Annotated in this window: 21 protein-coding genes; 12 read left to right on the top strand and 9 right to left on the bottom strand. The window is 62.8% G+C overall.

Features of this window, described 5'->3' with window-relative positions; genetic code table 11:
- The first annotated feature begins 91 nt into the window (after positions 1 to 91).
- The 9 genes from AC1DWF_RS01625 to AC1DWF_RS01585 all read left to right on the top strand — a co-directional run bounded on the left by AC1DWF_RS01625 (position 92) and on the right by AC1DWF_RS01585 (position 9,679).
- Complete coding sequence (locus AC1DWF_RS01625; RefSeq protein ID WP_476783220.1) at positions 92 to 763, top strand: TetR/AcrR family transcriptional regulator; 672 nt, start codon at positions 92 to 94, stop codon at positions 761 to 763.
- Positions 764 to 1,031: 268 nt separating this feature from the next.
- Positions 1,032 to 1,562 (top strand): dihydrofolate reductase family protein, encoded by a 531-nt coding sequence (locus tag AC1DWF_RS01620; protein ID WP_476786339.1) that lies wholly within the window; start codon positions 1,032 to 1,034, stop codon positions 1,560 to 1,562.
- 412 nt (positions 1,563 to 1,974) lie between these two features.
- Complete coding sequence (gene hdhA / locus AC1DWF_RS01615) at positions 1,975 to 2,736, top strand: 7-alpha-hydroxysteroid dehydrogenase (RefSeq protein WP_476786338.1); 762 nt, start codon at positions 1,975 to 1,977, stop codon at positions 2,734 to 2,736.
- Positions 2,737 to 3,509: 773 nt separating this feature from the next.
- Positions 3,510 to 3,707 carry a hypothetical protein gene (locus AC1DWF_RS01610; RefSeq protein ID WP_476786337.1) on the top strand — a complete coding sequence of 66 codons (198 nt, stop codon included), beginning with the start codon at positions 3,510 to 3,512 and terminating at the stop codon, positions 3,705 to 3,707.
- Between the two features lie 293 nt (positions 3,708 to 4,000).
- Positions 4,001 to 5,062 (top strand): ABC transporter substrate-binding protein, encoded by a 1,062-nt coding sequence (locus AC1DWF_RS01605; protein WP_476788745.1) that lies wholly within the window; start codon positions 4,001 to 4,003, stop codon positions 5,060 to 5,062.
- Positions 5,063 to 5,093: 31 nt separating this feature from the next.
- Positions 5,094 to 6,143 carry an ABC transporter ATP-binding protein gene (locus AC1DWF_RS01600; RefSeq protein ID WP_476786390.1) on the top strand — a complete coding sequence of 350 codons (1,050 nt, stop codon included), beginning with the start codon at positions 5,094 to 5,096 and terminating at the stop codon, positions 6,141 to 6,143.
- The gene (locus AC1DWF_RS01595; RefSeq protein WP_476841396.1) at positions 6,140 to 7,060 is read left to right on the top strand and encodes an ABC transporter permease; all 921 of its coding nucleotides are present in this window, start codon (positions 6,140 to 6,142) and stop codon (positions 7,058 to 7,060) included. Before AC1DWF_RS01600 ends, AC1DWF_RS01595 begins: the two co-directional genes overlap by 4 nt.
- The gene (locus AC1DWF_RS01590) at positions 7,053 to 7,853 is read left to right on the top strand and encodes an ABC transporter permease (RefSeq protein ID WP_476786388.1); all 801 of its coding nucleotides are present in this window, start codon (positions 7,053 to 7,055) and stop codon (positions 7,851 to 7,853) included. The genes AC1DWF_RS01595 and AC1DWF_RS01590 overlap by 8 nt, the downstream gene beginning before the upstream one ends.
- Before the next feature lie 122 nt (positions 7,854 to 7,975).
- Positions 7,976 to 9,679 carry a glycoside hydrolase family 3 N-terminal domain-containing protein gene (locus AC1DWF_RS01585; protein ID WP_476788744.1) on the top strand — a complete coding sequence of 568 codons (1,704 nt, stop codon included), beginning with the start codon at positions 7,976 to 7,978 and terminating at the stop codon, positions 9,677 to 9,679.
- Between the two features lie 3 nt (positions 9,680 to 9,682).
- On the opposite strand, the gene AC1DWF_RS01580 is transcribed toward AC1DWF_RS01585, so the two are convergent.
- From AC1DWF_RS01580 to AC1DWF_RS01545, 8 genes are all read right to left on the bottom strand, one after another.
- A complete protein-coding gene (locus AC1DWF_RS01580; RefSeq protein ID WP_476786566.1) occupies positions 9,683 to 11,152 on the bottom strand; it encodes an amidase in 1,470 nt (489 codons plus the stop codon).
- A 15-nt stretch (positions 11,153 to 11,167) separates the two neighbouring features.
- Positions 11,168 to 11,995: a sugar phosphate isomerase/epimerase family protein gene (locus AC1DWF_RS01575; protein ID WP_476788743.1), complete on the bottom strand. Its 828-nt coding sequence runs from the start codon at positions 11,993 to 11,995 to the stop codon at positions 11,168 to 11,170.
- Complete coding sequence (locus tag AC1DWF_RS01570; protein WP_476782190.1) at positions 11,992 to 13,152, bottom strand: Gfo/Idh/MocA family protein; 1,161 nt, start codon at positions 13,150 to 13,152, stop codon at positions 11,992 to 11,994. The genes AC1DWF_RS01575 and AC1DWF_RS01570 overlap by 4 nt, the downstream gene beginning before the upstream one ends.
- Before the next feature lie 108 nt (positions 13,153 to 13,260).
- Positions 13,261 to 13,611, bottom strand: coding sequence for a RidA family protein (locus tag AC1DWF_RS01565; RefSeq protein WP_476782189.1), 351 nt, complete (start codon positions 13,609 to 13,611; stop codon positions 13,261 to 13,263).
- Entirely contained in the window at positions 13,608 to 14,300 is a 693-nt protein-coding gene (locus AC1DWF_RS01560) for an HpcH/HpaI aldolase family protein (protein WP_476782188.1), read from the bottom strand. Before AC1DWF_RS01560 ends, AC1DWF_RS01565 begins: the two co-directional genes overlap by 4 nt.
- 10 nt (positions 14,301 to 14,310) lie before the next feature.
- Complete coding sequence (locus AC1DWF_RS01555) at positions 14,311 to 15,306, bottom strand: WD40/YVTN/BNR-like repeat-containing protein (RefSeq protein ID WP_476782187.1); 996 nt, start codon at positions 15,304 to 15,306, stop codon at positions 14,311 to 14,313.
- A 12-nt stretch (positions 15,307 to 15,318) separates the two neighbouring features.
- The gene (locus tag AC1DWF_RS01550) at positions 15,319 to 15,714 is read right to left on the bottom strand and encodes a cupin domain-containing protein (RefSeq protein WP_476782186.1); all 396 of its coding nucleotides are present in this window, start codon (positions 15,712 to 15,714) and stop codon (positions 15,319 to 15,321) included.
- Positions 15,715 to 16,147: 433 nt separating this feature from the next.
- A complete protein-coding gene (locus tag AC1DWF_RS01545; RefSeq protein WP_476782185.1) occupies positions 16,148 to 16,414 on the bottom strand; it encodes a hypothetical protein in 267 nt (88 codons plus the stop codon).
- 318 nt (positions 16,415 to 16,732) lie between these two features.
- Here AC1DWF_RS01545 and AC1DWF_RS01540 point away from each other — a divergent pair, with 318 nt between their 5' ends.
- Positions 16,733 to 17,170 (top strand): LysR substrate-binding domain-containing protein, encoded by a 438-nt coding sequence (locus AC1DWF_RS01540; RefSeq protein ID WP_476788756.1) that lies wholly within the window; start codon positions 16,733 to 16,735, stop codon positions 17,168 to 17,170.
- A 27-nt stretch (positions 17,171 to 17,197) separates the two neighbouring features.
- On the opposite strand, the gene AC1DWF_RS01535 is transcribed toward AC1DWF_RS01540, so the two are convergent.
- On the bottom strand, positions 17,198 to 18,160 hold the full coding sequence (locus AC1DWF_RS01535) for a S1C family serine protease (RefSeq protein WP_476782184.1): 963 nt from the start codon (positions 18,158 to 18,160) through the stop codon (positions 17,198 to 17,200).
- Positions 18,161 to 18,341: 181 nt separating this feature from the next.
- Between AC1DWF_RS01535 and AC1DWF_RS01530 the strand changes: the two genes are divergently transcribed.
- On the top strand, positions 18,342 to 19,214 hold the full coding sequence (locus tag AC1DWF_RS01530) for a S1C family serine protease (RefSeq protein ID WP_476782183.1): 873 nt from the start codon (positions 18,342 to 18,344) through the stop codon (positions 19,212 to 19,214).
- A gap of 18 nt (positions 19,215 to 19,232) precedes the next feature.
- On the top strand, positions 19,233 to 19,865 hold the full coding sequence (locus AC1DWF_RS01525) for a helix-turn-helix transcriptional regulator (RefSeq protein WP_476782182.1): 633 nt from the start codon (positions 19,233 to 19,235) through the stop codon (positions 19,863 to 19,865).
- Positions 19,866 to 19,984 lie beyond the last annotated feature (119 nt).

The raw sequence follows: 19,984 nt of genomic DNA, 5'->3' as shown, positions 1-19,984 counted from the left end.
TACTAAATGGGGAGTCAATTGTCCTCTTCAGCGGATGCTGTAGAAATTGCTCTAGGAATTGCGTCATGCCCGGTTGCAAGGAAGTTTGTGAATGAACGAGACCACGAGGGGTGACGAGGGTGCCAATCGTCCAAAGTCGCGCAATGCGGTGGCAACGCGCGCATCGATCCTGGAAGCTGGGCTGGAGGAATTCTGCGAATACGGCCTGAGCGGCGCCAGCACGGCACGCATTGTCGAACGCGCCCAGTGTAACATTCGGATGCTCTATCACTACTTCCAGAGCAAGGAGCTGCTGTACAGAACTGCGATCGAGCACGTCTATGCCAAGCTGCGTGCAAGCGAGGCCAAGCTCAACATTGCCGACCGGGAGCCGGCGGACGGGATTCGGGCGCTGACAGCCTTTACCTACGATTACATGGCAGCGAACCCCGAATTCATCAGCATGGTTGGTGCTGAGAACCTGCTCAAAGGCGCATTCATCCAAGAGATCGAAAGCATCCCACGTTCGTCGCGACCGCTCATCGACTCGATCAGGGCGCTTCTGACAAAAGGGGAAAACGCTGGCATCTTCCGCCCGAATGTCGATCCGACCCAACTCTATATTTCAATCGTCGCCCTGAGCTTCATTCACATCTCAAGCCGCTATACGCTGTCGGTCACCTTCGGGCTCGATCTTGCCGCGCCGGACTTGCTGGCCGAGCGAAGGCAACACGTCATCGAACTGATCATGACCTATCTGAAGCCACCAGGGCTCGGAGCATAATCTGGGCCGTCACTTCCGAGGAGCCCGTGACCCCGCTTGTCGGAAAGTGGCTTGCGCTCCGCCTTGCAGACCGATGCGCACCCCAAGTGGATGCCAGGCGTGGATGGCCCGGAAGCAGAAATTCCAATGTCGCACGAGAGTGGTGTGGTTAGCGGTCCTTTGGTTTTTCGTCACTCCGACCAAGCGGCGCGCAGTTCATGCCCAACCTCACTTTCGCGTAATGTCGCCTCAAGCTATTCTGAATACCTTGCGGTGGAGATCTTGCGGCATGGCGAAGCTCGTCTTTGGAATGAACCAGTCCCTGGACGGCTATGTCGACTACCAGGAAATGTCGACAGGCCCCGAACTCTTTCGACACTGGATAGAGCATGTGAGCGACCTGACGGGCAGTGTGTACGGTCGCCGCATGTACGAGATCATGCGTTACTGGGACGAAGACCGGCCCGAGTGGACTGTGGAGCAACGCGAGTTCGCGGTGGCGTGGCGGCGGCAACCGAAGTGGGTCGTGTCACGCTCGTCGAAGTCAGTTGGCCCCAACGCCACACTTGTCGAGAATGACATCGAGGCGGTGATACGTGGCCTGAGGGCTCAGCTCGTCGGGGAGATAGCTATTTCCGGACCAGACCTGGCGCAAAGCCTGACCGACCTTGGTCTTATTGACGAGTATCGGCTCTACTTCCACCCCGTTGTGCTTGGTCGCGGCAAGCCATTCTTCGCCGGCCCGCGACCGCCGCTCCGCCTTGTTTCCACCGATCACGTTGGCGAGGAYGTGATTAGGTTGACGTACGTTCCAGCTTAGTCGCGCCTCTCGCCAGGACTGTGCCCACTGCAGCAGGCCGGTTGGGTGGCCGATCTGGTCCTGCTGGTGTTCGTTGGGACGTGCATTTGGCACGATGTTGCGCGAATTTGACATGCCGATTGCGCGCGCTTGGCCGACGGATTTCCGCTCGATGTCCTGATCGCCAATCTCGTTGCCGCGCGGTTGCTCGGCATCGTCACGGCGTTATGCAAGGAAGGCTCCGGCGGCGTCAACAAGATGGCCCGGGACCGGCATCATGGGCGACGTTTTCGAGTTTCGCCTACGGTTTGGTCGTGCTGACGGTCTCTGGTTGCCTATGGCGTTGTCGGCATCATGCTAGAGTACATCGCCGTCATCGTCGGGTTGCGGCTCTGCGAAAGCAGCTTCGTTTTTTCGAAGAATGGAGAGCACAATGGAAGCACCTTTCACTCTGTCTGGTCAGGTCGCCATCGTCACAGGGGCAGGGGCTGGAATCGGCCGGGCTATTGCCATGGCTTTCGCGCGCGCCGGCGCCAGCGTTGCAGCAAGCGATCTCCGATCAGACGCTGCGCAGGCCGTAGCAGACGAAATCAGCGCATCGGGCGGGCAGGCAAACGGCCTCGCCTGCGACGTGACCAAGGAAGACGACCTTGTCGCCCTGGTGGATGCAACCCTCAAGCGGTTCGGCAAGGTAACCGTCCTTGTCAACAATGCCGGTGGCGGCGGGCCCAAGCCCTTCGACATGCCGATGGATGATTTCGTCTGGGCCTACAAGCTCAACGTGTCTTCTATTTTTCGGCTCAGCCAGATTTGCTCTACGTCCATGGTCGCGGCCGGGGGTGGTGCAATCCTCAACATCAGCTCCATGGCCGGTGAAAACAAGAACGTTCGCATGACGTCCTATGGTTCGTCGAAGGCTGCGGTGAACCACCTCACGCGCAACATGGCCTTCGACCTCGGGCCCCGAAACATCCGGGTCAACGCGATAGCCCCAGGCGCCGTCAAGACCGACGCCTTGCTCAGCGTTCTGACGCCGGACGTCGAAAAGGCTATGCTGAAGCACACCCCGCTTGGTCGTCTCGGCGAGCCGCAGGATATCGCCAATGCTGCCCTTTTCCTGTGTTCGCCGGCATCCGCCTGGATCAGCGGTCAGATCCTGACCGTCAGTGGCGGCGGCGTTCAGGAGCTGGACTGAGCAAATTGCCGGTTTTGGCCTGCGCGTGTGCTCATCGCAGGCCAAGGCTTGAAAATGATCCAAAGCCGCTACCAGGTGGCGGAAACCATTGCCTTCATCCTGCGCCGACTATGCTACGTCAGCCTGGCCGGTCGGCAGTCAAGCCCGCGCAGCAGAACAGCCAAGACGAGGCATTGCATTGCATTGCAATGCAGAAACTCGGCGACCGCTGTCCACAGATGAAAAAGCGAGCTGCAGGGGGGAATTGTCCGCGCTATGGAACGGCCTTCGAGGTCGAAGCAATCCCTCCATGTGCCGATGGGCGTTTCTGCCGGGTAGCTTTCGAACAGCGCGTTGGCGACTTGTTCGGCGGTCTCGCGATCCGTGAGATGGCCTTGAGGAATTCAACTTGTGGCCACAATCAACAATGATTGGACAACAGTCCCCGTTGGATGGATTCGTCTATCAGGAACGGCCAACTGCCGGTCTTGCCAAGCAGGCGTCAGCAAACAGCTTGCGCTTGTCACCTGAAAGGTCGCGGTCCGAGAGGTTTTCATAACGCGCAAGCAGCCATATCCATTCACTCACGTGGCTGAAGTGTCGTCCCAGGCGATGAAGGAGCGGTGAGTGTCGCGACTGAACAATGAATGGGAAATGCAGACGTCGGGAGCGGCACCGTTCATTTCTCGCTTCCGCGGACAGCCCCCGTCAGCCCCGTCTTGTTGAGGCTGTCTAGCGGGCTTTCGAACGACGTAAAACGACCCTTCCAACCGACATACCGGTTGGCCAGACCGATGAAGTTCGCGGCATGGGCCGCTCAATGGCGCGTCTCGTCGGGCTACGACCGGATAGCAGCCGCACCAGAAGTTTTCGCGATTGTGATCGCTGATTTTCGCACCTACTTGATGCCGCTGGTCAGCGTATTTAATGCAGGGCGAATTTGGTTGTCGAGCGGGCCGGGGTCGCAGACAACAGCAACTGATGAGGCATAGTGCGAAGACTCCATCCAACTGGCGTGGCGAGTTCGCGAAATTTATTGCGCGGGCCAAGCCGGCTGAATTTCGGGTGAGAAACGCGCCTCGCAAGCCCGCTCGATAGCGAGCGGAAAATTATTGATAAGCCTGTCGATAAATCGCAGATACCTGCCCGGCATGGCCTACGGTAGTCCTGACCCTGCCCTTGGCGAAATACAAAGGGTACTGATCGCCGGGAAATTTTGCCTTCCGGAGTGGTTCAGGGAAATAAAAACTGCTGGACGAAAAAGCTCAGCCCGTGGGGAATTGTCATGATCTTGAAAAATGTGAGGAACTCTCTTTCCGCCTATGCCCTGTTCGCTGCGTGCGGCATCGCCACGTCGGCTGCCCAGGCTGCTGAGGTGACGGTTGCGGTCGGTGGCGGCGTGATCCAGGAAGTCGGCCGCGAGACATTGTGGGGACCGGCCGCCAAGACGCTGGGCGACACGGTTCGCGAAGAAACCATCAACGACGCCTATGCGTCGGTGAAATTGCAGGCTGCCGCCAACGCCGTGACCTTTGACCTCGTCCAGACAAACGCTTTCCAGGCCGAAAAGGGCGGCCGTGAGGGTCTGTTCATGCCGCTCGACTACAGCGTCATCGACTCGAAGGACTTCATCGAGGGCACGGCGCAGAAGTACTGCATCTCGGCGCTGATTTTCTCCTGGGTGATGGCGTGGAACACTGACGCCTACAAAGACAAGGCGCCGCAGACCTGGGCGGATTTCTGGGACGTCGAGAAATTCCCCGGTCGCCGGGCCATGCGCAACGATGCCGAGGCCCAGCTCGAAATTGCCTTGCTCGCCGATGGCGTGCCGATGGACAAGGTCTACGAGGTGCTGCAGTCCGAAGGCGGCATGCAGCGCGCGCTCGACAAGATCGAGCAGTTGCGTCCGCATATCGCGGTGTGGTGGAATTCGGGCGCCCAGCATGCGCAGCTGATGAAAGACAAGGAAGTTGACATGTCGGTGGGTTGGAACGCCCGTTTCGAGGCAGCCAAGAAGGACGGTGCGGCGATCGACTATACCTTCAATCAGGGCGTTATGAGCATGGATTGCTGGGCCGTTCCGGCCGGCGCACCCCATGCCGCCGAAGCGATGAAGATGATCAACGAGATGTCCAAGCCGGAAGCCCAGGCCAAGTTCTCGGTCGGGGTGAAGTATGGCGCCGCCAACAAGCGCGCCTATGAGACCGGCCTCATCCCCGACGACGTGTCGAAGAAGCTGCCGACCTATCCGGAAAACGCTGCGCACCAGCTCGCTCAGCGCAATGAATGGTGGGTGGAGCATGTTGGCGAAGCCCAACTCGGCTTTCAGGAAATGATGTCGCGCTGAGCGCGGCAGGGAACGGCTCGGTTCGAACGACATGACAAGTGCTGCGTTCATTGAAATCCGCAATCTTTCGAAAGCTTATGGATCTTTCCGCGCCCTCAACGATGTCGATCTCGACGTTGGGCGCGGTGAGTTCCTGAGCGTTCTCGGGCCGTCCGGCTCCGGCAAGACCACGCTTTTGATGGCGCTGGCCGGGTTCGTCAGGCCGGATCGCGGTCGAATCGCGGTCGATGGGCGCGACCTCGTCCGCTTGCCGGCCAATAAGCGCGACATTGGAGTGGTGTTCCAAAACTACGCGCTGTTCCCGCACATGAACGTTGCCGCCAACGTCATGTTTCCTCTGCGCGTCCGGGGTATCGGCCGCGCAGAGGCCTCCGAACGCGCAAGGAGGGCGCTCGACATCGTCGATCTCGCCAGCATGGCCGAGCGCGACACCGCAACGCTCTCGGGAGGGCAAAAGCAGCGCGTGGCGCTGGCCCGCGCAGTGGTGTTCGAACCTCGGCTGATGCTGATGGACGAGCCGCTTTCGGCACTCGACAAGAACTTGCGCGAGCAGATGCAATACGAGATCAGGAAGCTGCACGACCGGCTCGGCTTGACCACCGTCTATGTCACGCATGACCAGCGCGAGGCGTTGACAATGTCGGACCGCATCGCGGTCATGCGAGACGGCGTCATCCGTCAGCTCGGCACGCCGACATCGCTCTACCACCGGCCGACGTCGCGTTTCGTTGCCGAATTCCTCGGCGAAGCCAACATCCTTGAGCTCGACGCCGTCGTGAGCTTCGCCGCGCCGAAAGGCAAGGCAAGCGGGGCGGACTGGAAGCTAATGATCCGCGCTGAAGGGTTCTCACTCGTTGATGCAAGCGGCCACGACCAGGTGTCGCTGAACGGTGTGCTGACACGTTCGGTGTTCCAGGGCGACAGCTGGCTCATCTCCGTCGTTCTGGCGAACGGCGGAGCCGTCTCGGCGCGCATTGCCGCAGCCGAGGCGGCGAATTTCAACCTGGCGGCATTGTCCGAAGGCGCACCGCTCAAGCTGCATGTGCGCCGCGACGCGCTCATCGCCGTGACCGACGCATGAGCGCGCCCGCTTTGACCATGCCGGCCTCGATCGGCGCTTTCGACAATTCCGCCGTCTTGCGGCGCGACCGCAAGCTTGCGCAGCTCGGCTATTTCRGCTTGGCCTTGCCCGCCGCCTTGCTTGTCACCGTCGCCATTGTCGTGCCGCTCGCCGCGATGTTCTGGATATCGATTGTGCGGCCGGACGGCTCGGTGTCGCTCGACACCTATCTCAGAATCCTGAGCACACCCGTCTATACGCGCTCGATGCTGACGACCTTCCAGGTCAGCGGCATGACGGTATTGACCTGTGCTTTGCTGGGCACGCCCTTTGCGCTGGTCATGGCCAGCGTCGGCCAGCGGCTTGCCTCGATCTTGCTGTTGGTGGTGATGCTGCCGTTCTGGACAGCACTTCTGGTGCGCACCTATGCGCTGTCGGTGCTGCTGCAGCGCAACGGCCTGGTCAACAGCTTCCTGATCGACGTCGGGCTGGTCTCCGAGCCTTTGCCGCTGATCAACAATTTCTTCGGCACCCTTGTCGGCATGACGCATGTGATGCTGCCGCTGTTCATCCTGCCGGTCTATGCCGCGATCAAGCAGATCGACCACAACATCATCCGCGCTGCGGCCAGCCTCGGCGCCAGCAAGCTTTTGACCTTGCGGGCGGTGATCCTGCCACTGGCTGCGAATGGTATATTCGCCGGCGCGGTGCTGGTGTTCGTGCTCAGCTTGGGCTTTTACGTCACCCCGGCCATTCTCGGCGGTGGGCGCGTACCGATGATCTCGACCCGCATCGAACAGAACGTCTCGGTGCTGTCAGACTGGCCAGCGGCGAGCGCGCTCGGCGTGCTGCTGCTGCTGTCGGTCGGGCTGGTGTTCCTCGTCACCTTCCTGCTCCGGCGCAGCATTAGGGCTTTAGGAGGTGCCGCCAATGTTTGATGGTTTCGACGTCTCATGGCCGCTGCGCCTGGCAATCGGCCTGTTCACCGCGCTGGTGGCGGTCTTCCTGCTCGCACCGTCGCTGATCGTGGTACCGATGTCGTTTTCGGCGTCCGAACTGCTGCAGTTCCCGCCGACCGAATTTTCGCTGCGCTGGTGGCAGCGGTACTGGCAGTCCGACCTGTGGATGCCGGCGACCAAGACCAGCCTGTTGCTGGCGACGGTTACTGCTGCCGCCGCCGTGCCGATCGCCTTCGCCGCCGCCTATGCCACGACCCGTTCGCTCGGCTGGGCCAGGCTGCCACTCTACAGCGTGCTGCTGATGCCGGCCACTGTGCCGCCCATCCTGGTCGCCATTGGCCTGTTCTTTGTGCTCGCCAGGATGCATCTCGTCGGTTCGTTCCCGGGCCTGTGGCTGGGGCATACTGTGATCGCAATCCCGACCGCCTACGTCATCCTGTCGGCAGGTTTCGCTCGTTTCGACTTCACCCAGGAAAAGGCTGCCCGCAGCCTTGGCGCCGGCTGGTGGCGGTCGATGTTTTCGGTCGTCATCCCGCAGATGCGCTTTTCGCTTTTGTCGGCGGCACTGCTCGCCTTCCTGACGTCGCTCGACGAGGTGATCGTCTCCATGTTCGTCGGCGGCGGTGCCAACACCACACTGACCAAGGTGATGTTCCTTGGGCTGCGCGACCGCGTCGATCCGCAGGCTGCGGTGATATCGACAATCTGGATCGTGCTGGTGGCCATTGTCGTCACAGTGGTGTTCGGGCGCCAGCGCCAGGAGCATACGTGACAGGCCTGCAATCAGGCTTCGGCCGACCGGCTCGCTCTTCCGCGCCGGCAGCTTTTCTGCCAAGCTGATGGTTCGGGCGGCGACAAGTCGGTCTCGTGCAATCCGCCAGGAGTGTGATGACCATGCCGCTGACAATTGACCGAACGCAGCCGAAGGCCGTGGTATTTGGTTGCGCGGGTACCAGCCTGAACGCCGCCGAACGCAGCTTCTTCCGTGCCGCCCAGCCTTGGGGTTTCATCCTGCACAAGCGCAACTGCGCTGACCCGGCGCAGCTGCGCACGCTGGTGGCCGAGTTGCGCGAAAGCGTCGGCCGCACCGACGTGCGCGTGCTGATCGATCAAGAGGGCGGCCGGGTAGCACGGCTGGCGCCGCCGCATTGGCGTGCTCCGCCGCCGGCATCGCTGTTTGCCCAGATCGCACGCACCGACATCAAGCGCGCGCTCGATGCTGTGCGGCTCAATGCACGCCTGGTCGCGGCGGAGCTGTTTGATCTCGGCATCGATATCAACATCGCACCCGTGCTCGACCTGCCGATCGGCAAGGGCGATCTGGTGATCGGCGACCGGGCACTGGGCGATACGCCGGAGATGGCGAGTATACTCGGCCGCGCTACCTGCGAGGGCCTGCTTGCTGGAGGTGTGCTGCCCGTCATCAAGCACATTCTCGGTCACGGCCGCGCTCGCCAGGACAAATCCGAGGCGCTGCTGGTGGTTAATGCCTCGCTAGACGAGATGCAGTCGGCCGACTTCGTGCCGTTCCGCTCGCTGCAAGACATGCCTTGCGCCATGGCGGCACACGTTATTTACCGTGCCATCGACCGCGATGCGCCGGCCACCGCCTCGCGCACCGTCATCGACGAGATCATCCGCGGCATGATCCGCTTCGACGGCGTGCTTATGAGCGACGACGTCTCCGATATCAGCCGCACTCATCCGCTCGATGCGCAGGTCAGCGCCACTCTGGAGGCTGGTTGCGACGTTATTCTGCATGGCAGCGGCGACATGGACGAGATGCAGCGTGTGGCCGATGCGGCCATGCCGCTATCCGAGAACGCTGTCGAACGCCTGCACCGGGCCGAGCGGATGCGCCGGCGCCCGTCGGCGATCGATCTGGCTGATACAGCGAGGCGGCTGGAGGATCTGCTCAAGCCTCTCGGGGCCCGGGCCCGCCAGTCGGGCACGACGCGCTCGTCGGAAATCGTTGGCAATGTCGCAAAGAAGATCGAGCGCGACATCGTGCTCGGCCGAATTTTGCCCAAGGAACGCATCATGGAGGACGAACTGGTCTACGGGCTTGGCGTCAAGCGCCATGTCGCGCGCGCCGTGTTGCAGGAGCTGGCGCGCACCGGCCTGGTCAAGCTCGAGCCCTATCGCGGCGCGGTGGTTCGTCACCTGTCGCCCGACGATCTGGTCAAGCTGCATGATGTCCGCCAGCTTTTGATCGCCGCAGCGGTGCAGCGCATCCGTCTTCCGGTATCTCCGGTGCTGATGGGCAAGCTCGAACAGGCGCGGCAGATCCACCGTTCGGCAATCGCCGTGGGCGATCTCGAACTGGCCTATGTCCAGGACCGCGCCTTCCATGACCTTTTGCTGGAGGCGACGGGCAACGAATTCATCGCGCGCTCGATCCACGACTGCGATGCCGGCATGCGCAGCATCGATGCCGGCAGCCTGATGGCGGACAATCTTGTCGCGCCGGCACTCGCCGAGCACGACGAGATGATCAAGGCACTGGACAATCAGGATCTCGAAGGTCTGGGCAGACTGTGCGCGGCGCATTTCGACCGGCCGTTCGCCCATCACATGGCGAACGGCGTCCGGCACTGATTTTCAGAACCTGCCGCTGGCCCCGTTGGCAGCATGGAACGGCGCGCGCCGGTCGTACCAGGGCCGTGCGCGTTCAAGCGATGCCGCAAGTTCCATCAGCGTTGCTTCGCCGGCCGGTGGCGCCACCAGTTGGACGCCAAGTGGCAACCCGGAACGGTCCATGCCGAGCGGCAGCGACAAAGCGGGCTGACCTGAGGCGTTGAACGGCATCATGTAGACAGCGTCCTCGCCCATGGCCGAGGCATCATAGGCGTCGATGTCCTTGGACATATCGTAGTAGCCGAGCGGGCGGGTAGTCTGCGGCAGGACAGGCAGAAGCACGACATCATAGCGCGAGGTCAGCGTGGCGATGTGGCGGGAATGCCGGCGCATCGCCTCGATGTCGCGGCTGTGCTGAATGGCGCTCGTCGCCCGACCGCGTTCGATCGTCGTCCAGATCGTCGCCGACATGTCGGAAGGCTTGTTGGGAACGCCCCGCGCCCTGGCGTGATCGTCGAATTGAGCCGCCGTCTGGACCCGGATCATGCCGGTGTAGGCGCGCCACAAGCCCTCGAAGTCATAGTCGAAATCGAACGGCTCGACCTCGTGCCCGAGCGCGCCGCAGAGCCGCGCCGCATCGCAGACGGCCTCGTCGACGACAGCGCTGTTGGCATCGCCGCGCGGGTTGTTCAGGCTGAATCCGATGCGCAAGCGCCGGCTGCCGGGGGCGGTGCTGTCGAGGAACGACGGGCGCTCCCTGATATAATAGGGCTCGCCAGGATAGCCGCCCTGCAATGCGTCGAGCATGGCCGCAGTGTCCCGGACTGTCCTCGACACGCATGACGATTGCCCGCCGCCGAACCAGAAGTCGGCGGCCTCCGGTCCCGGCGAAATGCGGCCGCGCGACGGCTTGAGGCCGACTAGCCCGTTGATCGCCGCCGGCACGCGGGTGGAACCGGCGCCATCGCCCGCATCGGCCAACGGCAGATATCCCGCCGCGACCGCCACCGCCGCGCCGCCGCTCGAACCGCCTGGTGTCCGGTCAAACGCCCAAGGGTTGCGCGCTGGACCGTGCATAGGCGACTCGGTGGTCAGCGACCAGCCCCATTCTGGCGCGTTGGTCTTGCCGAGCAGGATGAAGCCGGCGTTCTTCGTCCGCTGGGTGATCAGCGAATCCGATTGGGAAACTGAACCGGCAAAGGACGAAATGCTATTTGTCGAGGGAACGCCGGCCCAGGATGAATGCAGGTCCTTGGCAAGATAAGGTACGCCGGCAAACGGCCCGGCCGGCGAAGTGGTGTCGGCCGAGTCGAGCGCTTGCTCGAAGCAGCGGATGACGACCGCATTGAGCGTGCCGTCGAGCGCTTCGATACGGGCGATCGACGTCTCGACCAACTCGCGCGAACTCACCTCGCGGCGGCGCACGAGATCGGCCAAACCGAGCGCGTCGTAGTCGTCGAACTCCTTGAACGGCCCGATTGGCGAACGAGACATCGGCTTCTCCTTCGTTCAGATGCCTAGGCCGCGCAAGAAGGTGCGGCTGTCGCGGATGACGTCGTCGGCCGGAATGTCCCAGCCAAACAGGTGCGATTCATATTCGACAGACGCAGCACCGTCGTAGCCGAGCCGACGCAAGGTGTCGGTAACGGCCTTAAGGTCGACTTCGCCAGTGCCGAGCGGCACGCATTTGAAGTCGGGATAGAGGCCGACCGAATCCTTGACGTGGAAATTGCTGATGCGGCCGAACAGCAATTCCGCCGCCCTGACAGGGTCCTCGCCACGCAACTGGAAGTGAGTCGGGTCGAAAGCGACGCGAACGTCGGAGCCGGGGATGGCCCGGAACAAGTCGAGATACTCGTCAGCTTTGGCGACGATATGCATCGAGCAGCCTTCGATGCCGAACTTGACGCCGCGATCCCTGGCATGGTCGCAAACTTCTTCCAGAGCCGCCGCCAGGTACTTTCGCGCCGTGGCTATGTCGATGCCGCCGAAGGCGCGGCCGGTGAAGACCCAGACCACTGGCGCGCCGATGTCGCGCGCCAGATCCACGGAGCCCTTCAGATAGTCGATGCCGGCGCGCCGTTCCTCTGCCGTTTCCTTGGCAAGGTGCAGACAGGCGCTGAGCGCCGAGATGCTCATGCCAGCATCAGCGATGGCGCTGGCGACATCCGCCCGGCCGGCCGCGTCGAGCGCCGGCGTCACATGCGGCACGAAGCCGTTGCTCCACAGGTCGCCATTGAGCTCGACCGACTTGTACTCGGCGTGCGACAGCTTGCCCGCCAGATCGGTGACGGGCAGCTGGTGCAGGAAGGTGCTGTAGAAGCCGGCCGTGATCATGACCGGCCTGCCTGGGCCGCGAAGTCGGGAAATGCGAATGGCGCATCGTCGGCAAGCGGCAGCGACACCCAGGAGCGAGCGATCTGCGAGCTGTAGGAAGCGTGGACCAGCTCGGTGGCGCGGGCGCCGTCCAGGCCAGTGGCGCCGATGCCATCGGGGGTGCCGGAAAGGATTTCCTCGGCCATGCCGGCAAGCTGCTCGGCATAGGTGTCCCACTCGTTGCGTGGCGGCCAGATCGATAGCCAGCCGTCCCAGGCGTGGCGGTTCTGCTTGGAGCGCGCGGTCGGATAGACGGCCTTGCGGATCGCCTCCGGTAGCTCGTTCATCGGCACGGTGGTGTTGATGGCGAGCGGCACGTCGAAGAAGGGCGAGCCGGCATTGGTCCAGAACGACAGCGAGCCCTTGGTGCCGTAGAGCTCGGTGGCATCGCCGAGCACCGGTGAATAGCGGTCGGCGATGAAGGAGCCGCGCGCGCCCTTGTTGGTGCGCACCATCAGGTGGACGTTGTCGTCGACGACGGGCGGTATGACGCAATGACTGACATCGGCCACGACCTCGGCATAGTCGTCGTCGAGCAGGTAGCGGAGCATGTCGAAGCGATGGATCAGGTTGTCATTGGTGGTGGCGCCGCCCGACTTTTCGAGATCCCAACGGAAGTTGCTGCCGTCGACCCAGTTGTCCCACTTGGCCGAGAAAACGGTACGGAACGAAAACACCTCGCCGATCAGGCCGGCGTCGATCGCGAGCTTGGCCATGCGGATCTGGTTGAGGTAGCGCTGGTTGAAGCCGGTCTTGAGCACGATCTTATGCTCCTCGGCGGTCTTGGTCATGGCGAGCGCGTCGGGATAGGTGACGGCCAGGGGCTTCTCGCACAGCACATGCTTGCCAGCGCGGGCGCAGGCCTCGAAATCGCGGCGATGCAGGTTGTTGGGCGTCGCCATGATGACGATGTCGACGGACGGGTCGGCAAGCATCTTGTCCAGGCTGGTATAGACGTTGGCTCCGCCATAGGCATCGGCCAGCGCCCTGGCGCGCCCCTCATCGATGTCGCACACGGCGGCGAGCCTGGTAGAGGCACCAGCCGCCACGGCCGGCGCATGGCCGTCGTGGACAATATTTCCGGCCCCGTAGAGGCCCACTCCCAATTGACGTGACATGGCAGTCCTTCCGCTTTTCTTTGACCGCAGGCCGGCATTGCCGCTCGATGGGGCGAGCAAGCGCATGCCGGTTTGGGTCGGGCTTTCAGTTGATGTTTCGAGTGGCGCTCAGAGCGCCGCGATGACAGCGATTTCGACCAGGTTCTTCGGCCGTGCCAGGGGCGAGCCGACGGTCGCGCGTGCCGGCGTGTTGCCCTTGGCGACCCAGGCGTCCCAGACGGCGTTCATCTCTTCGAAGGTGGCAACGTCGGTGAGCCAGATGTTGGCCGACAGGATCTTCGACTTGTCGGTGCCGGCTTCGGCGAGATAGGTGTCGATCTTGTCGAGGATCTGCCTGGTTTGCTCGGCGACCGAAGGCACCGGGTCGGTGGCGGTCTGGCCGGCGAGATAGACCGTGTCGCCATGGATCACGATCTGGGACATTCGTTCGCCCTGCCGCAGCCGTTCAATCATTGTCATTGTGTGTTCTCTTTCATTATTTGCCGGAAGTCGTTGGCCCCGGTGATCAGGAAATTGTTGGCGTGTTCGTAGAGGAACCGGCATCCGCCAGTGACAAAGGCGGCAACCGTGTCGCGCGTCACCAGCGTTCCTGGCACTTTGCCGGCCGCGCGAATTCGCGCGGCGCACGAGAGTACGAGCTGCTTGACGTCGGGATGGTGCGTCTGGCCGTTAAGACCCATCGAATGCGAGAGGTCGTTGGGGCCCATGAAGAACACGTCGATGCCTTCGACAGCGACGATGTCGTCGAGCTTTTCGACTGCCTCGAGCGATTCGATCATCGCCACGACCACGGTGTCGTCGAAATTCTGCGGCCTTGCCCGGCGCACGGCGGTAACGATGCTGCGGGCGCTGTCGGCATTGTCGACATGCGGTACGATCAGGCCTCCGGCGCCGGCGTCGAGATAACGGGTCAGAAGATGGTCGAGATTTGCTTCGGGCCGGACAATAGACTGCAGTCCAGCCGCGCGGGCGGCGCGGCACATGTCCTGCACGGTCTGGATCGAAGCGGTGCCGTGCTCGCAGTCGATGAATACGCCGTCAACGCCGAGGCGCCCGAGAAATTCGGTCAGGGCAGGCGAGGGGTGATCGGGGTTGACGACGACGACCGGCTCGTCGCGAAGGAGGCGTTGCTTGAACGGATTTGGCATGATGCGTCCCTCAACCGATGGCGATGGAAAAGACATGGCCGATGCCCCTGGGCAAAGGATTCGAGCGCCAGCTCTCGCCGGCATCGTCGCTCAGGAAGACGTGGCCGAACTTGTCCGAGCAGGCGATCCTTCGCGRCTCAGTCGGATCGACTGCCATGGCAAAGACAGTGCTCTTCAATGGCGCGCCGAGATCGAGACGATGGAAGCTCGCGCCGCCATCCGTCGAGCGGAAGAAGCCGCCGAGGTCGCCGTCGAAGTCGTTGCCGGCGCCGAGATAGATTGTGTTCTGAGGGCCCTGGCCAAGGACGCGGCAATAGGAACCTTTTTCGCGAAGCGCCGGTACCGGTAGCTTGCTCCAGCGGCGGCCATTGTCGCTGCTCTGGAAGGCGCCGACGCGTGTCGTCACCGACACTTTGCCCTGGCGATCGACAAGCACTGAATGCAGGTCGACGGCTTCCTCGACGACATATAGGCCGTCGAGAGCTTGGCACCAGCTGCGGCCGCCGTCGTCCGACATGATCAGACCGCCGATCTCGATGCTGGCGTAGATCCTGTCGGTATCGTTGGGGTCGACGGCGATACGGGTGATGCGGCGCGGCATGTCGGCCGTGATGGCGGGATAGCCGACCGACACATTGAGGTCCTGCCAGGTGTGTCCGTTGTCGGTCGACTTGTAGATCGCCGTCGGCTCGTAGCCGGCGAAAAGTGTGTCCGGCTCATGTGGATGCCGCGTCAACGACCATACGGCAAGCTCCGGCTTCGGGGCGTCCAGCCGGGTCCAGCAACCGCCATGGTCGGCGCTCCGGAAGATGCCGTCCTGCGTGGCGGCGAACACCTCGCCCGGACGCCTGGGATCGGCGAGCAGCGCGAATGTCTGCGGCACGTTGGGAAAGCCGTTTTCAAATCGCTCCCAGGCGCCGCCATCGCGGCTCCGCAGCAAGCCGGAGCTCATGAAGCGGCCAGGATCGGTGTCCCCTGCAAGCCCCGCATAGAGGGTGGTCATCATGTCTGTAATCGCTCAGTGGGTTTCGGGGTCGGTCGAATAGTCGATGACCGGCGCATCCTTGATCCCGAAGGCCATGGCGAGTGCCCGGATGCCGTTGTGCTCATGCGCCGGCTTGATCGAATGCCGTGCGTTCGGTGGGATCTTCACCAGATCGCCGGGGCCGATCTCGGCGGTTTCGCCTTCGATGGTCATCAGCGCCCGGCCGGACAGCATGAAGTAGAACTCGAAGGTCGGGTGGCTGTGGGTGTGGACTTCGCCTCCGGCGCGGATCTCGAACTCGCTGATCAGCTCGAGATGACCGCCCAGCGTCTCGTCCCGCATCTCGCGCGGCGGCACCAGCCACCACACTGGTGTCGTGCCTTGATGCTCAAGTACAGGTCGCGTGAAATCGCTCGAGCGGATGTCCATCGGAGCGCCCCCTTAGCCGGCCAATGCAGATGTTGATTGGTTGGACCTTACGAACGGTCGCGGGCGCTGGCTAGAAAAGGGTTATCGCCAACTTTATCGATAAGCCGCAGCTTGCCTGGCCGCAGTCTCGGTTCCATCCTGACGATGCGTTCACCTCGATCCGCCCGTTCTGCCTAGGCTGAGCAACGAGGTCTTAGGAACTTCGCTTTCGCCTCCGACAGCTGTCAGCCAGTGGCGGCCGATCCTGGAGCCGCTTCCATTCGATCCGAGTTTACGGAATGGACGGCGGCAATGACCGTTGGATGGTCCGTGCGTGAAACGCTGCAGCAGTTGCCCACCACGATTTTGCCGCGCAACTCGTGGCGGAAAGCGCGACAGCGAAGCTATGTGTACCAGCCACTGGCGGCCCGATGGTCGACTCGGTTGGAGCTGATCACAGGGCGATCAGTTCGTAGGCGTCTCCCCTGGGGACGACCATGCCGGCGCCGGGGAAAGCAAGGTGCATGCCTAAAACCGGAATGCGATCGGCGGCGACCTCTTCGAACATGCGCTTGCGGGGCGTTGCCGCGAGGGCAGGATCGGCGTCGAAGGTGGAGCTCCACTTGGGATGGGCAAACTGTAGTTGCGGAGACACGACGACATCGCCCCAGATGATCAACTGCTCCGCGCCGGTAGCCAGTCGGAACCCGGTATGCGTCAAGCTATGGCCCGGCAGCGCCACAGATGGATGCCCGGCAAGATTTCCGCGGTTCCGGAGAAGGGGACAACGCGACTCTTGTAGGCGGGGGCGGCTGCTCGTGCCCCGGCGAACGAGAACTGGGCTGCGCCCGAAGCACTGTTGAAGTTGTTTTCTGAGGTCCAGTAGTTCCATTCAGCCTCCGCGACATGCAGCTGCGCCTTGCCGAAGTTTGCGACACCGGCGCCGTCATTGCTGGCAAATCATGTGCTTATGCCGATGGTAGCGGATTTCTCGGTGCGGCACCCAGAAGTCGAGCTGGAAATCCTTGCCTCCGACTAGATCGTAAGCCTGACCAAGCACGAGGCCGACATTGCGATCCGCGCCACGGCTGCGCCCCAGGACACGCTCATGGGCCACCAACTTATTGGCAATGAGAACGGACTTTATTGCAGCTGCACTTACCTCGATCGCCGGGCCTTGTTACCGGAGGAGGCTTTTAGCAGCTCAGAGCTCGACTGGATATGGCTCGATCAGTCCAGGGGGTATCCTGATTGGGCGCGGCGTTATTTCCCTTTGGGCCGCCCAGCGGCGAAGGTGGACAGCAAATCAACGGGCCTTGCCGCCGCGCTGGCCGGAATGGGCGTGGTCGAAATGCCGGTTCTTATCGCCCAGGTCATTCCAAGGCTTGTCCGATTGCCTAATCTGCAGGCGCGGTGGGACAAGAATATCTGGATCCTTTGTCATCGCGATTTCAAACGAACGGCGCGGGCTTCGTAGCCGATATGCGCCGACAGTTTGATGCGCTCAAGGCTCCCGCAACCCCGGCGTTACTGTCACTTGGCTGACTCCGGAGCGACCGACAACCGTAAACTCCGTTTGCCTGTCGATCCTCTCGGCGTCCAGCATCCGCACCAGATCRTCCACGCCGGCGACGGCGTGACCGTCGATAGCGACAATGACGTCGCCTTCCTTCAGCCCGGCTTTCGCAGCCGGTCCGCCCGCCTGGACCGAGCGCAAGCGAACCGCCGCCCGGCTGGTTACCCTGGCAAGCAGCGCCACGCGGCGTGGCAGGGTGACCGTGTCGGCCGACACGCCAACAAAGGCCCGGCGCACGCGACCAAAGCGGATGATTTCCGCAATGACGAAGCTGGCCGTATTCGAGGCGACAGCGAAAGCGATGCCTTGAGCGCCGCGGATCGTAGCGGTGTTGACGCCAATCACCTCGCCGGCCGACGATACCAGCGGTCCACCGGAATTGCCTGGGTTGAGCGCAGCGTCGGTCTGGATAACGTCATCGATGAGCCGGCCGGTCAAGGCGCGCATCGATCGGCCCAGGGCCGAGACAATGCCAGTCGTCACCGTCCATTCAAAGCCGAGCGGATTGCCTATGGCGATGGCGATCTGGCCACGGCGCAGGCGCTTCGAATCTCCGAGCGGGGCGATGTCGGGAAAATGCCCGTCGGCACGCACCAGGGCAATGTCGGTATCGGCATCGCCGCCAAGCACGCGCCCTTCAGTAGACGTGCCGTCAGGCATTGCGATGCGCACAGCGCTGGCCTCGCCGACAACGTGGAAGTTCGAGACTATCAGCCCGTCCGGCGAGATGACGAAGCCTGAACCATGGCCGGCCGTGCGGCGGCCCTCGGCAACGGGTCCAATACGGCACACGGCCGGGCCAATCTGGTCGACCGCGTCGGCGACGGTGGACGAATAAGTGTCGAGCAGAGCGGCATCATGAGGCTGCGGGTCGGTCGCGGGCAGGGCCATTGGGGGCCTCCATGTCATTCGAGCAATCGATGCCTATATGTGTTTTGCGCGCAGGCGCGCTGCGACCTGACCTGATGGCTAGTGGCTGCGGCTCCTAGCCGTCTGGCGAGTTGGAAGTACCATGGAGCGTGGCAATATCTGGGTTCAGAAAGCCCCAAACGGCCCAGCCCAGGAGTGCGTGATGACCAGGTTCAACCTTGCCGCCCTTTCCAATGCAGTCGCCGACATCGCCGAACAGGCTGCGTCCGTGACTGCGAGCTTTTCAACCCATCATGGCCGGACTGCGACGGCCTTCCACTGGGGCGAGGGCCTCTACGTTGCCGCCGAGGAGACTGTCGAACCTGACGAGGAATTGCAGCTTGCCCTGCCCAGCGGCGAAACTGTGACGAGCGAATTGATCGGTCGCGATCCGTCGACCGGCATAGCGCTGTTGAAGCCTTCGGCGGCAGCCGGCGGCAGCAGCTTCGAAAAGGCCGAGCCGGTGCGCCTCGGCGACGTCGTCGTCGCGGTCGGGCGTGACGGCGCTTCGCCTCTTGCGGTGCTCGGCAACGTGGGCGAGGTCGGGCCGATGTGGCGCTCACGGCGAGGCGGCACCATCGACCGCCGCATCAACCTTGCGGTGATGACGGGCGCTCGTTTCGAGGGGGGACCTGTGCTTGACGCCAGTGGCGGACTGGTCGGGATGTTTCTTTTCGGGCCGCGCCGCCGGGCACTGGTTATCCCTTACGAGACGATCGAGCGTACGGTCGCGACATTGCGCGAGAAAGGCCACGTCCTGCGCGGCTATCTCGGCGCCAGCCTGCATCCCATCCACCACGGTCAGGTGCTGGGCGCCATGGTCATGGGGCTCGACGACAACGGGCCGGCCAAGGCTGCGGGCATTGCGCTGGGCGACATTGTCACTGCTTGGAACGGGGAACCGGTGAGCGGGCCGCGCGAACTGATCCTTCGCCTGGGTCCGGACAGCGCGGGCACCGCGGTTGCGCTGAAGATCTTGCGCGGCGGGGAGGTGCGTGACGTGGCGGTTACCATCGGCGAAAAACCCCTGATCTGAGAGTGCCGGATGCTGGTGATGCCGGAGACGCAACGCAGGCTGCTCGTTTTGGTCGCGCTCGGCGACTCAGCGTCGAGCGCGCAACTTGCCCTTCGCCTGTCGGAGAACGCTGGCCTGGCGGTGGTGACGGCTGAGGACCTGGCCGAAGGCAACCACGTCGACGTGGCGATCATCGACGGCGAAACTGTAGGCCGCGTGCGGACACAGGGGGTACCAGTGCTTGTCCTTTCCTCCTCCAGGGCGACGCACAGGACGGCGACCATTGCGGCGGTACTGCCGAGAGACGCTGACACGGCGCTAATCGCAGCGGCCGTATGGCTTGTAGCCGCTGGCTATCATATCGCTCATGCATCAACTGAACTGGACGGGCGCGACGGCAGGCTCGGCTCAGCTAATGACCGGTTCGGTGGCGGTCTGCTGGCCGATGGTGAGGCAGATCACGAAGCTTTCTCGATCCGGTTGTCGCCGCGTGAGACGGAGGTGTTGGCATTGCTTGCCGAGGGCGCGTCAAACAAGGTGATCGCGCGGCATCTCGACATTTCTGTACATACCGTCAAATTCCATGTCGCGGCGATCCTGGTGAAGCTCGGCGCGGCCAACCGCACGGATGCCATCGCCACTGCGATGCGGCGGGGGCTCGTGCTGGTCTAGTGCCCAAAGCGTTAAGTGGAGATTACGAGATCGTTGCTGCTCCGACCTAACCCATCATCGAAACCCGACGGCACCAGCGCCGGGGCGCGCAAACAAGTTGAATCCCAAGTTGCGCGCCG

Source organism: Aminobacter sp. P4_D5 (genome assembly GCF_056401815.1).
This window is presented reverse-complemented; position numbering and strand designations above follow the sequence as displayed.